At 72.3% G+C, this 12,640-nt stretch carries 8 protein-coding genes and 1 riboswitch; of the genes, 7 read left to right on the top strand and 1 reads right to left on the bottom strand.

Annotated elements, in window-relative coordinates:
* The first annotated feature begins 64 nt into the window (after positions 1–64).
* Genes ABD297_RS23695 through ABD297_RS05505 form a run of 6 tightly spaced genes read left to right on the top strand, consistent with a single transcriptional unit; the run spans position 65 to position 7,747 of the window.
* Positions 65–151 (top strand): potassium-transporting ATPase subunit F, encoded by an 87-nt coding sequence (locus ABD297_RS23695; RefSeq protein WP_425581136.1) that lies wholly within the window; start codon positions 65–67, stop codon positions 149–151.
* Positions 151–1,803, top strand: coding sequence for a potassium-transporting ATPase subunit KdpA (gene kdpA / locus ABD297_RS05485; protein ID WP_344253735.1), 1,653 nt, complete (start codon positions 151–153; stop codon positions 1,801–1,803). The genes ABD297_RS23695 and kdpA overlap by 1 nt, the downstream gene beginning before the upstream one ends.
* Complete coding sequence (kdpB, locus tag ABD297_RS05490) at positions 1,800–3,869, top strand: potassium-transporting ATPase subunit KdpB (protein WP_344253737.1); 2,070 nt, start codon at positions 1,800–1,802, stop codon at positions 3,867–3,869. Before kdpA ends, kdpB begins: the two co-directional genes overlap by 4 nt.
* 24 nt (positions 3,870–3,893) lie before the next feature.
* Positions 3,894–4,466 (top strand): potassium-transporting ATPase subunit KdpC, encoded by a 573-nt coding sequence (gene kdpC / locus ABD297_RS05495; RefSeq protein ID WP_344253740.1) that lies wholly within the window; start codon positions 3,894–3,896, stop codon positions 4,464–4,466.
* Between the two features lie 18 nt (positions 4,467–4,484).
* Positions 4,485–7,073 (top strand): DUF4118 domain-containing protein, encoded by a 2,589-nt coding sequence (locus tag ABD297_RS05500; RefSeq protein WP_344253741.1) that lies wholly within the window; start codon positions 4,485–4,487, stop codon positions 7,071–7,073.
* Positions 7,070–7,747 carry a response regulator gene (locus ABD297_RS05505; protein ID WP_344253743.1) on the top strand — a complete coding sequence of 226 codons (678 nt, stop codon included), beginning with the start codon at positions 7,070–7,072 and terminating at the stop codon, positions 7,745–7,747. The genes ABD297_RS05500 and ABD297_RS05505 overlap by 4 nt, the downstream gene beginning before the upstream one ends.
* 91 nt (positions 7,748–7,838) lie before the next feature.
* Here the strand turns inward: ABD297_RS05505 and ABD297_RS05510 are convergent, their stop codons facing one another.
* On the bottom strand, positions 7,839–10,802 hold the full coding sequence (locus tag ABD297_RS05510) for an FtsK/SpoIIIE family DNA translocase (protein WP_344253745.1): 2,964 nt from the start codon (positions 10,800–10,802) through the stop codon (positions 7,839–7,841).
* A gap of 133 nt (positions 10,803–10,935) precedes the next feature.
* Here ABD297_RS05510 and ABD297_RS05515 point away from each other — a divergent pair, with 133 nt between their 5' ends.
* A complete protein-coding gene (locus ABD297_RS05515) occupies positions 10,936–12,348 on the top strand; it encodes an MFS transporter (protein WP_344253747.1) in 1,413 nt (470 codons plus the stop codon).
* Positions 12,349–12,479: 131 nt separating this feature from the next.
* Positions 12,480–12,605, top strand: a riboswitch (SAM riboswitch).
* Positions 12,606–12,640 lie beyond the last annotated feature (35 nt).

Consider the following 12,640-nt stretch of genomic DNA (forward strand, 5'->3'; position numbering starts at 1 on the left):
CAAGAGCCGTCAGCAGGCGGTCAACGGACCGGACGGCCACGGCGGGCCGACCTAGGAAGGAGGCATGTTCACCAACGTCCTCCTGCTCGTGGTCGGGGTCGCCGTGCTGGCCTACCTCGTCCACGTCCTGCTCCACCCGGACCGCTTCTGATGAGCGACACCGCCAGCGGGCTGCTCACCATCGCCGTCCTCGTCGCCGCCCTGGCCGCCGCCCACGTGCCCCTCGGTGCGTGGATGGCGCGCGCCTTCACCGGCACCGACACCGGGCACTGGCGCGTCGAGCGCCTCGTCTACCGCCTGTGCCGGGTCGACCCGTCGTCCGAGCAGCGGTGGAGCACGTATGCCGTCGCCGTCCTCGGCTTCTCCTTCGTCGGGATCGTGCTGCTCTTCGCCCTGATCGCCCTGCAGGGCGTGCTCCCGCTCGACCGCGGCGCCGCGATGAACCTCGACACCGCTCTCAACACCGCCGTCTCCTTCGTGACCAACACGAACTGGCAGTCGTATGCCGGGGAGGCCGGCACGTCGCCCCTGGTGCAGACCGTCGGGCTGACCGTGCAGAACTTCGTGTCGCCGGCCGTCGGGCTCGCCGTCGCGATCGCGCTCGTGCGTGGCCTGGCGCGCTCCAGCGGCTCGGAGGTCGGCAACTTCTGGGTCGACCTCGTGCGCGGGACCGTGCGTGTCCTGCTGCCGCTCGCCCTCGTGGGAGCCGTCGTGCTGCTGCTCGGCGGCGTCGTCCAGAACCTCTCGGCACCCACGGCCGTCACGACGCTCTCGGGCGGCTCACAGGTGCTCCAGGGCGGCCTCGTCGCCTCGCAGGAGGCGATCAAGGAGCTCGGGACCAACGGCGGCGGCTACTTCAACGCCAACTCCGCCCACCCCTTCGAGAACCCGAACGCCGTCACGAACCTCGTCGAGATCTTCCTGCTCCTCGTCATCCCGTTCTCGTTGCCCCGCACCTACGGCATCCTCGTCGGCGACCGTCGGCAGGGGTGGGCGGTGCTCGGCTTCATGGCGACCCTGTGGGGGCTCATGGTCGCGGCGGTCACCTGGGCCGAGGTGAGCGCCGCGAGCGGCCCGCTCGGCGGCCTGGAGGGCAAGGAGCTGCGCTTCGGCACCTGGCCCTCGGCCCTCTTCGCCGCCAGCACGACCGGGACCTCGACCGGCGCCGTCAACTCCATGCACGAGAGCTTCAGCCCGCTCGGCGGGGGCGGCGTCCTCTTCTCGATGCTGCTCGGCGAGGTGTCTCCCGGAGGCGTCGGCTCCGGCCTCTACGGCGCCCTGCTGCTCGCGGTCCTCACCGTCTTCCTGTCCGGGCTCATGGTCGGGCGCACGCCGGAGCTGCTCGGCAAGCAGGTGGGGCGTCGGGAGATCACCCTGACCGCGCTCGCGCTGCTCGTCATGCCCGCCCTCGTGCTGGTCTTCACCGGCGTCGGGATGGTGGCGCCACTCGTCTCCTCGCAGATGCTCGCGTCGGGACCGCACGGGCTGACCGAGGTGATGTACGCGTACGCCTCGGCCGCCAACAACAACGGGAGCGCCTTCGCCGGCTTCTCGGCGGACACCCCCTACGTCAACCTCACGCTGGCGCTCTGCATGCTCCTCGGCCGCTTCGTGCCGATCGTGCTGGTGCTCGCCCTCGCCGGTTCCCTCGTGGCGCAACGTCGCCGGCCGGTCAACGCCGGCACCCTGCCCACCCACACACCCACGTTCGCAGCACTGTTCGTCGGGGTGGCGGTCATCGTCACCGGACTCACGTTCTTCCCGGCCCTGGCGCTCGGCCCTCTCGCGGAGGCACTGTCATGACCCGCTCGACCTCACTCACCCTCCTGGCCCGGCAGCTGGTCGCGACCTTCCCGGAGGCCGTGCGCAAGCTCGACCCGCGCCACGTGTGGCGCAGCCCGGTCGTCTTCGTCGTGTGGGTCGGCTCGCTCGTGACGACCGTCGTGGCCGTGCTCGACCCGTCGTGGTTCGCCTGGAGCATCACGCTCTGGCTCTGGGCCACCGTGCTCTTCGCCAACATGGCCGAGGCCGTCGCCGAAGGACGCGGCAAGGCCCAGGCCGCGACGCTGCGAGCGGCCCGGACCACGACGACGGCCCGGCGCCGGACGCCGGACGGGTCACTCGAGACGGTCGCCGCCTCGGACCTGACGGTCGGCGACCTCGTCATCGTGCGGCCCGGCGAGGTGATCCCGGGCGACGGCGACGTCGTGGAGGGCATGGCCACGGTGGACGAGTCGGCCATCACCGGCGAGTCCGCCCCGGTCATCCGCGAGTCCGGGGGCGACCGATGCGCCGTCACCGGTGGCACGACGGTGCTCTCGGACGGCATCACCGTGCGCATCACGACCAGGCCCGGCGAGACGTTCATCGACCGGATGATCGCCCTCGTCGAGGGGGCCGCCCGGCAGAAGACCCCGAACGAGATCGCGCTGACCATCCTGCTGACGACCCTGACGATCATCTTCGTCCTCGCCGTCATGGCCATCCAGCCGCTCGCCGTCTACTCCGGCCACGAGCAGTCGGTCGTGGTCCTCGTGGCGCTGCTCGTCTGCCTCATCCCCACGACGATCGGTGCGTTGCTCTCGGCCATCGGCATCGCCGGCATGGACCGGCTGGTGCAGCACAACGTGCTCGCGATGTCGGGCCGGGCCGTCGAGGCGGCGGGCGACGTGTCCACCCTGCTGCTCGACAAGACCGGCACCATCACGTTCGGCAACCGTCGGGCGACGGAGCTGCTCGAGGCCCTCGGGCCCGGTGGAGCCGGGCCCGGTGGAGCCGGGCGCGACGAGCTGCTCGAGGCGGCATACCTCTCGTCGTTGGCCGACGAGACCCCGGAGGGCCGTTCGATCGTCGAGCTGGCCGCGGACGGACTGCCCGACGCGACGCGTCGACGGTTCGACGGAGTCCGTCGCGACGGCGCCACGTTCGTCGAGTTCACCGCTCAGACGCGCATGTCCGGCGTCGACCTCTGCGACGGGACCGCCGTGCGCAAGGGGGCGTCGGACGCGGTGTGCGCGTGGGTGTCCCGACAGGGCGGCCAGGTACCACCGGAGGTCCTCACCGTCGTCGAGACCATCGCCCGCGCCGGCGGCACTCCCCTCGTCGTCGCGACGCGTCGCCCGGGTCAGTCGCCGCGCGCGCTCGGCGTCGTCCACCTCAAGGACGTCGTCAAGCCGGGCATGAAGGAGCGCTTCGACCAGCTGCGCGCCATGGGGATCCGCACCGTCATGATCACCGGCGACAACCCGCTCACCGCCACCTCGATCGCGGCGGAGGCCGGGGTCGACGACTTCCTCGCCGAGGCGACGCCCGAGGACAAGATGGCGCTCATCAAGAAGGAGCAGGAGGGCGGCCGGCTCGTCGCCATGACCGGTGACGGCACCAACGACGCCCCGGCCCTGGCGCAGTCCGACGTCGGGGTCGCGATGAACACCGGGACGTCCGCGGCCAAGGAGGCGGCCAACATGGTCGACCTCGACTCCGACCCCACCAAGCTCATCGACATCGTCTCGATCGGCAAGCAGCTGCTCATCACGCGCGGGGCGCTCACGACCTTCTCGATCGCGAACGACATCGCCAAGTACTTCGCCATCATCCCGGCGATGTTCGTCGTGCTCTTCCCCGGGCTCGAGGCTCTCAACGTCATGGGCCTGGCGACTCCGAAGTCCGCGATGCTCTCGGCCGTCATCTTCAACGCGCTCATCATCATCGCGCTGATCCCCTTGTCTCTCAGGGGCGTTCGCTATCGGCCCTCCGGTAGCACCGCCCTGCTGCGACGCAATCTCCTGCTCTACGGCGTCGGCGGCGTCATCGCGCCGTTCATCGGCATCAAGCTGATCGACCTCGTCGTGAGCCACCTGCCCCTGTGAACCCCGGAATGATGTGAGACAGAGATGAACAACGTCGTCAAGCAGTCCCTGGCCGGCCTGCGGGCCATGCTGGTGCTCACCGTGCTGCTCGGTGTGCTCTACCCCGCCGTCGTCTGGGGCCTCGGACAGGGCGTGGCCCGCGACCAGTCAGCCGGCTCGCTCGTCTCCTACGGCGGCAGGGTCGTCGGGTCGAGCCTCATCGGCCAGCAGTGGAAGGGCGGCGAGTGGTTCCACTCGCGCCCCTCGGCGAGCGACTACGCCGGTGCCACGAGCGGCGGGACCAACCTCGGCCCGGGGACCACGCTCGACGCCCAGGTGGCCGAGCGCGCCGCAGCCGCTGGGATCAGCCGGGTGGGCGCGCCCGCCGACGCGCTCACCGCCTCCGGCAGCGGACTCGACCCGCACATCTCGCCGGCGTATGCCGCAGCCCAGGTCGACCGTGTCGCCGCGGCCCGCGGCCTCGACGTCGGGCAGGTGCGCTCGCTCGTCGCGGCGCACACCCAGGGCCGCACGGCCGGCTTCCTCGGCCAGCCGCGGGTCGACGTCCTCGAGCTGAACCTCGCCCTGGCGCGCCTCGCGACGCCGAGCGCCGGATGACCTGAGAGGATCGAGGACATGGGGCGTGGCTCGCTGCGGATCTACCTCGGCGCGGCGCCGGGCGTCGGCAAGACCGTCGCCATGCTCGACGAGGCGCACCGCCGGCTCGAGCGGGGCACCGACGTCGTCGTGGGCCTCGTCGAGACCCACGGGCGGGCCCACACCCAGGCCTTCGTCGAGGGGCTGGAGGTTCTCCCCCGCCGTGAGGTCGAGCACCGTGGCAGCCGCCTCTCCGAGCTCGACGTCGCGGCGGTCATCTCCCGCCACCCCGGGGTCGTCCTCGTCGACGAGCTCGCCCACACCAATGTCGGTGAGGGCGGCCACGAGAAGCGGTGGCAGGACGTCGAGGAGATCCTCGAGGCCGGCATCGACGTCATCTCGACGGTCAACATCCAGCACCTCGAGTCGCTCAACGACGTCGTCGAGTCGATCACCGGCATCCGCCAGCAGGAGACCGTGCCCGACGAGGTGGTGCGTCGCGCCGACCAGGTGCAGCTCGTCGACATGTCGCCCGAGGCACTGCGACGACGGATGGCGCACGGCAACATCTACGGGCCCGAGAAGGTCGACGCCGCACTCGCCAACTACTTCCGCACCGGCAACCTCTCGGCACTGCGGGAGATCGCCCTGCTCTGGCTCGCCGACCGGGTGGACGAGGCGCTCGAGCGCTATCGCGCCGACCAGGGCATCGACGCCCAGTGGCCGGCCCGGGAGCGCGTCGTCGTCGCCCTGACGGGCGGCGCCGGGTCCGAGACCCTGCTGCGCCGCGGGGCCAGGATCGCCACCCGCGCCGCCGGCGGCGACCTCATCGCCTGCCACGTGAGGTCGGCCGACGGCCTGGCGTCGACCGACCCCGTCGTGCTCGAGCGACTGCGACGTCTGGCCCGAGACCTCGGTGCGGAGTTCCACGACGTCTCGGGACACGACGTGGCCGACGCGATCCTCGACCACGCGCGCGGCGTCAACGCGACGCAGATCGTGGTCGGCGTCAGCCGGCGCAGTCGCTGGCAGCAGACCCTGCGCCCCAGCATCGCCTCGGAGGTCGCCGACGGCTCGGGCGACATCGACGTGCACCTCGTGCCCCACGAGGGGTCGCGGGTGGGTCACCGTCGAGCCCGCGCCACCGGTCTCCCCCTGCGCCGGGTCCTGACCGGGCTGCTGCTCGCGGTCGTCGCCCTCGTCGCCCTGACCGGCGTGCTCGTCGCGACGCGCGAGGGCCACACGCTCTCGCTCGACCTGCTGCTCTACCTCGCCCTCACCGTCGTGTGCGCCCTCGTCGGCGGCATCTGGCCCGCGCTGTTCTGCGCCGTCGTCGGGTCGCTCGTCGTCAACTGGTTCTTCACCGAGCCGCGAGGCACGCTGACGATCAGCGACCCACCGAACGCCCTGGCCCTCGCCGTCTTCGTCCTCGTCGCCATGGCGGTGTCGTCGGTCGTCAACGTGGCGGCCCGTCGGACCGAGCAGGCCGTCTCGGCCGAGCGCGAGTCGTCGGCGCTGGCGGCCATGAGCCGCGACCTGCTCGCCGAGCCCCGGCCGCTGCCCGCCCTGCTCGTCCGGGCACGCGACGACCTCGGCATGCGCGCGGCCGTGCTCGTCGAGGCACATCCGGACCAGCCGTCGAGGGTGGTCGCCTCGACCGACCCCGGGCTGCCTGCGGGCAGCCTGGTTCCCCCGGGGTCGAGCTGGACGCTCGACGTCACCGTCGAGGAGGGCCTGCACCTGCTGCTCGACGGACCGCCGGTCGCCGCCGAGGACCAGCGGGTCGTGGGCGCCTACGCCGCGCACGCCTCGATCCTGCACGGGCGCGAGCAGCTCGTCCGCGCCGCGCGGGAGGCGGCGGGGCTGGCGCGCGACAACGCTGCGAGGACGACCCTGCTGGCCGCCGTCTCGCACGACCTGCGCACCCCGCTCGCCAGCATCAAGGCCGGCGTCTCCACGCTGCGGCAGTCCGGGCTCGCCCTCTCGGCGGAGGACGAGGCCGAGCTGCTCGAGTCGGTCGAGGAGAGCGCCGACCGCCTCGACTCGCTCATCGGCAACCTCCTGGACCTCTCGCGGCTGGAGACCGGGGCGGTCCGGGCCCACCACCACTCGATCGACCTGCTCGACGCCGTCGTGTCGACGGTGCGCACCACCTCCGCCCCCGACCGGGTCGAGGTCGCCCTCGAGCCCGACCTGCCGCTCGTCCGCGCCGACCTCGGGCTGCTCGACCGCGTGCTCGCCAACGTCGTCGAGAACTCCCTGCGCCACAGCGGCGACGCCGACGTGCGGATCACCGCCGGGCGCATCGGGTCCACGGTGCAGGTGCGCGTCATCGACCGTGGCCCAGGCGTGGCCGACCCGGACAAGGAGCGGATCTTCGCCGCCTTCCAGCGCGCCGGCGACGCTCCGCAGGGCGACGGCCTCGGCCTCGGCCTGGCCGTCGCACGGGGGCTGATGACCGTCATGGGAGGCTCGCTCGTGCCCGAGGACACCCCCGGCGGTGGCCTCACCATGGTCATCGAGCTCCCGCTCACCCCGCCGGTGCCGGCCGGTCGAGGTGATGACGACCCCCACGTGGGTGACGAGATCACCTCGACCGACCGGACTGCCCAGGAGGAGGACGCGTGACCCGAGTGCTCGTCGTCGACGACGACCCCCGACTCCAACGCACGCTGGCCATCGCGCTGCGCGCCCACGGCAACGAGGTCGTCACCGCGGCGGACGGGCGCACGGCCGTGCAGTCGGTGACCGAGGACGCGCCGGACCTCGTCATCCTCGACCTCGGCCTGCCCGACATCGACGGCACCGAGGTGCTCCGGCGCATCCGCGCCACGTCCGTCGTGCCCGTCATCGTCCTGTCCGCGCGGCACGAGTCCGACGACAAGATCGAGGCGCTCGACCTCGGGGCCGACGACTACGTCACCAAGCCCTTCGGCGTCGAGGAGCTGCTCGCTCGGGTGCGGGCGGCCGTGCGACGCGGGAGCGACCTCGGGCGCCAGCTCGAACCCGTCGTCACCGGGCACTTCGTCCTCGACTTCGCCGAACGGCGCGCCACCGTGGCGGGCGAGGACGTCCGGCTCACCCCGACCGAGTGGCGCCTGCTCGAGGCCCTGTGCCGCGAGCCGGGACACCTCGTGCAGCAGCAGGACCTGCTGCGCGCGGTCTGGGGACCGTCCTACGGCCGGGAGTCGAACTACCTGCGCGTCTACGCCAACCAGCTGCGCCGCAAGCTCGAGCCCGACCCGGCCAACCCCCGTCACCTCGTCACCGAGCCCGGCCTGGGCTACCGCTTCAACCCCTGACGCGAGCCAGCCACGGCCCCTCGACCCGCAGAGAAGGGCCAGTCGTGGCCCTTCGACGGTTCGTAGGGGCCAGTCGTGGCCCTTCGACGGGTCAGTCGCGCTCGCGGTAGCCGCGCGAACCACGGTCGGTGAGGTTCCAGGCGTCCTCGGACTCCTCGTCGTCCTCCTCGACCGTGCGCGTCATGTCGCCCGGCGTCCACCGGGCGGTCGGCACGGCAGTCGTCTCCTCGTCGCCGCGGCGCTGCTCCCCCCGCTGCGCGACGATCGCGGCGGTCCGCTGCGGAGCGACCTCCTCGGGCTCGTCGGGGTCGTCCGCGTAGTGGGCCGAGACCTCTGGCGGCTCGACGTCGACCGGCGGGGCGGCATACGGCTCGGCGGGCTCGATGAGGTCCGCGAGGTCGTCGTCGTCGACGGGCTCGTTGGGGTGGGGCACGTCCTCGCCGCGCAGCAGCGCGAGCGTCTGCTCGAGGTCGTCGGGCCGCACGAGCACGTCGCGCGCCTTGGACCCCTCGCTCGGGCCGACGACACCGCGCGACTCGAGCAGGTCCATGAGCCGGCCGGCCTTGGCGAAGCCGACACGCAGCTTGCGCTGGAGCATCGACGTCGAGCCGAACTGGGTCGTGACGACGAGCTCGGTCGCCTGGAGCAGCACGTCGAGGTCGTCGCCGATGTCGTCGTCGATCTGCTTCTTGGGGGCCGCGACGGTGACGTTCTCGACGTAGTTGGGCTTGAGCTGGGTCGTGACGAACTTGACGACCTCGTGGATCTCGGACTCGTTGACCCACGCGCCCTGCACACGCATCGGCTTGCTCGCACCCATGGGCAGGAAGAGCGCGTCACCCTGCCCGATGAGCTTCTCGGCGCCTGGCTGGTCGAGCACGACGCGCGAGTCGGCGAGCGAGCTCGTCGCGAACGCCATGCGCGAGGGCACGTTGGCCTTGATGAGGCCGGTGACGACGTCGACCGAGGGCCGCTGCGTCGCGAGCACCAGGTGGATGCCGGCGGCGCGCGCGAGCTGCGTGATGCGCACGACCGACTCCTCGACGTCGCGCGGGGCGACCATCATGAGGTCGGCGAGCTCGTCGACGACGACGAGCAGGTAGGGGTAGGTCGTGATCTGGCGCTCGGAGCCGGGCAGCGGCTTGACCTTGCCCGCGCGGACCGCCTTGTTGAAGTCGTCGACGTGCTTGAAGCCGAACGCCGCGAGGTCGTCGTAGCGCTGGTCCATCTCCTTGACGACCCACGCGAGCGCCTCGGCGGCCTTCTTGGGGTTGGTGATGATCGGCGTGATGAGGTGCGGGATGCCTTCGTATGCCGTGAGCTCGACACGCTTCGGGTCCACGAGGATGAGGCGCACCTCCTCGGGCGTCGAGCGCATGAGGATCGAGGTGATCATCGAGTTGACGAAGCTGGACTTGCCCGAGCCGGTGGCGCCGGCGACGAGCAGGTGGGGCATCTTCGCGAGGTTGGCGATGACGTAGGCGCCCTCGACGTCCTTGCCGACGCCCATGACCATCGGGTGCTCGTTGGCACGGGCGGTGTGGCTGCGCAGCACGTCCCCGAGCGAGACGTTCTCACGGTCGAGGTTGGGGATCTCGATGCCGATCGCGGACTTGCCCGGGATGGGGCTGAGGATGCGCACGTCGGCCGAGGCCACGGCATACGCGATGTTCTTCGACAGCGCGGTGACGCGCTCGACCTTGGTGCCCGAGCCGAGCTCGACCTCGTAGCGCGTGACCGTCGGACCGCGGGTGAACCCGGTGACGGCGGCGTCGATGTCGAACTGGTCGAAGACGCCGGTCAGCGACTCGACCACGCGGTCGTTGGCCTCGCTGCGCGTCTTGTGCGCCGGGCCGGGCGTCAGCATCGCGGGGTCGGGCAGGCGGTAGGTGATGTCGCCGCCGAGGCTCAGCTGCTCGACCCGTGCGGGGAGCTCGGACATGGGCGGCGGGATGAGCTCGGCCTTGGGCCCGACCTTGCTCGTGTCGGGTGCCCCCAGGGTCTTCGGGTCGGTGGCGTCGATGACCTTCTCGGCCTTCTCGCCGCCGGGACGCGGCACGACGAGGCCGGGGGGCGTCGGACGCTTCTCCCCCGGACGCGGGCGCGAGCCGGCCTCGTCCTCCATCGCCCGCTGCGCGGCCTGGCGGAACGCCTCGTCACCGTCGCGGTCGGCGAGGTCGACTGGCTTGCGGCGGGCGCGCCTGACGGCGGCGGCCGGGGCGTCGTCCGGCTCATCGGCCTCGTGGTCGTGGTCGTCGTGGCCGCGGTCGATGACGAGGGCCCTCAGCTGGCGCATTCGGGTCGGGATCATGTTGACCGGAGTGGCGGTGATGACGAGCAGGCCGAAGAGCCCGAGCAGGATGAGGATCACGAGCGCGCCGTAGGTCGAGACCGCAGCGGCGAGCGGGCTCGAGGCGAGGAAGCCGAGGATGCCGCCGGCGGCACGCATGCCGTCGGCGCCGTCGGGTGGGTTGGGGATGCCGTCGGCGAGGTGCGACAGGCCGCACGCGGCGAAGGTGAGCGCGATGGTGCCGACGACGATGCGGTTGGTGGCGGCGTCGTCCTGGGGCGCGCGGAGCATGCGCAGGCCGAGGGCGAGCAGGACGAGCGGGACGGCATACGCGACGCGACCGAAGGTGCCGGCGAAGACCGCGTGCACGACCTGGCCGAAGGTGCCCGAGACCCCCCACCACTCGCGGGCGGCGACGACGACCGCGAGCGCGAGGAGGGAGAAGCCGATGCCGTCGCGCTTGTGCTCGGGCTCGAGGTCGGCGGCGCTGTGGCCGACGCGGCGCACCGCTCCCCCGGCCATGTGCGAGACACCCATCCACGTGTTGCGCACGGCACCCAGCGGGAAGGGCAGCCCCCCGCCGCGAGCCCTGGACGGCGTCCGTGACCCGCCCTTGGCCGCCGGCTTGCGGGTGGCGGGCTTGCGCTGCGCCGGCCGGGTGGACCGGGCTGCCGGAGGGCGCGACGTGGCGCTCGTCGAGGACCCCTTGGCGCGGGTCGCCGCAGAGGTGCTCGTGCGCTGGGTGCTGGACGGACGTGACGCCATGCTCGCACCGTACGTCAACGCACCGGTGAACTCACGCGTCACACGCGCACCACGGGGCAGAGAATGGCCGGCCGCGGGCCGCGGTCCGGTGAACCCACCTCGGCCGCAATGCCGCCCGGCCTAGTCTGGAGAGGTGAGCACGGGGCCATCCCCGACCGAGGGACCCGACGCGGGAGCGGGCCTGACACCCGGTGCCCCCGCACTGCGGCAGCTGCTCCGGATCCGGCCCTTCCGCCACCTCTTCGCCGCCGGCGCCGTCTCCAGCTTCGGCGACTGGCTCGCCCTGCTCGCGACGACCGCCCTGGCCGCCGAGCTGGCCGCCGGCGGGGTGGGCCGGTACCTCGCCGTCTCGGGCGTCTTCATCCTCCGCATCGCGCCGGCCGTGCTCCTCGGACCCCTCGCCGGGGTCGTCGCCGACCGGCTGGACCGGCGCCGCACGATGATCGTCGGGGACCTGCTGCGCTTCGCGCTCTTCGTGTCCATCCCCGTCGTGGGGACGCTCTGGTGGATGTACGTCGCCATCGTGCTCATCGAGTGCACGTCCCTCTTCTGGAACCCGGCCAAGGACGCCACCCTGCCCAACCTCGTCCCGCCGGACCGGCTCGAGCTGGCCAACCAGCTCGGGCTCGTGGGCAGCTACGGGACGGCCCCCGTCGCGGCCCTGGCCTTCTCGGGGCTGTCGCTCGTCGGCGACCCGTTGCGGTCGGTGCTCCCCGGGCTCGACCCGGAGGGGATCTACCTGGCGATGTACGTCAACGGCGCGACGTTCCTCGTCAGTGCGTGGATCGTCTGGCGGCTGCGCTTCCCACCACGGCCGGCGCGCGAGGCCCTCGCGGGACAGTCCGTGCTGAGGACCGTGACCGACGGCCTGCGCGTCGTCCGGGACCGGCCGTTCGTGCGGGGGCTCATCGCCGGCATGCTCGGTGCCTTCGCCGCCGGTGGGCTCGTCATCGGGCTCGCCACGCGGTTCGTCGCGGACATGGGGGCAGGGGCACCCGGCTACGGGATGCTCTTCGTCGCGGTCTTCACCGGGATGGCGATCGGCATCGTCGGCGGCCCCCGGGCTCTGGCAGGACTCTCCCGGCCGCGCATCTTCGGCGCGGCCCTCGGCAGCGCCGGAGCGCTGCTGCTCGTCCTCGCGGCGGTGCCCGCGCTCGTCGTCGCGCTCCCACTCGCGACACTGCTCGGCGCGGTCATCGGCGTGGCCTGGGTCATCGGCTACACCCTGCTCGGCCTCACCGTCGAGGACGAGGTCAGGGGCCGCACCTTCGCCCTCGTGCAGTCGCTCGACGGCGTCGTGCTCGTGCTCGTCCTCGCGGTCGCGCCCCTGCTGGCGGCGGGGTTCGAGGCGGCGCTCTCCCTCCCCCGCACGCTGCACGTCGGCCCGTTCGAGCTCACCTACACCGGAGCGACGGCCGCCTACCTGATCGCAGGGCTCGGGATGGGCGCCGCCGGGCTCGCCGCGTGGCGCACGATGAACGACAAGCCGGGGCTGTCCGTCTTTGCGGAGGTGCGCCAGCTCCGGCGCAGCCGCCGCGGCGGGTGAGGAGGGGCGGCCCTGGCGCGCTCTGCACCTGCGCGCTCCCCGCGCACCGCGACGTCGCCTCGTCTCAGATGACGACACTGCGGTCTTGGCGTCTGGACACGCCCGAGCCGGCTCCCCTATGGTCCTTCGCAGGTCATGAGTGCCAGTGACAAGCCCCGGCTCGCTGGCCAGCAACCCTCCTCCGCGGTGGGGTGCTCCGGGTGACGACCAGGCCACCCTCGATCCGCTCGCGCGATCGAGGTCGGCAAGCGCGGACCCGCACCGGGTGGGTCCCTTGACCCAGGAGCACTGG

This window comes from Terrabacter carboxydivorans, from assembly GCF_039532035.1.
Taxonomy (GTDB): Bacteria; Actinomycetota; Actinomycetes; order Actinomycetales; family Dermatophilaceae; genus Terrabacter; species Terrabacter carboxydivorans.

Coding starts and splice junctions, on each gene's coding strand:
- ABD297_RS23695 (WP_425581136.1), top strand. CDS start 65: ATGTTCACCAACGTCCTCCTGCTCGTGGTCGGGGTCGCCGTGCTGGCC.
- kdpA (WP_344253735.1), top strand. CDS start 151: ATGAGCGACACCGCCAGCGGGCTGCTCACCATCGCCGTCCTCGTCGCC.
- kdpB (WP_344253737.1), top strand. CDS start 1,800: ATGACCCGCTCGACCTCACTCACCCTCCTGGCCCGGCAGCTGGTCGCG.
- kdpC (WP_344253740.1), top strand. CDS start 3,894: ATGAACAACGTCGTCAAGCAGTCCCTGGCCGGCCTGCGGGCCATGCTG.
- ABD297_RS05500 (WP_344253741.1), top strand. CDS start 4,485: ATGGGGCGTGGCTCGCTGCGGATCTACCTCGGCGCGGCGCCGGGCGTC.
- ABD297_RS05510 (WP_344253745.1), bottom strand. CDS start 10,802: ATGGCGTCACGTCCGTCCAGCACCCAGCGCACGAGCACCTCTGCGGCG.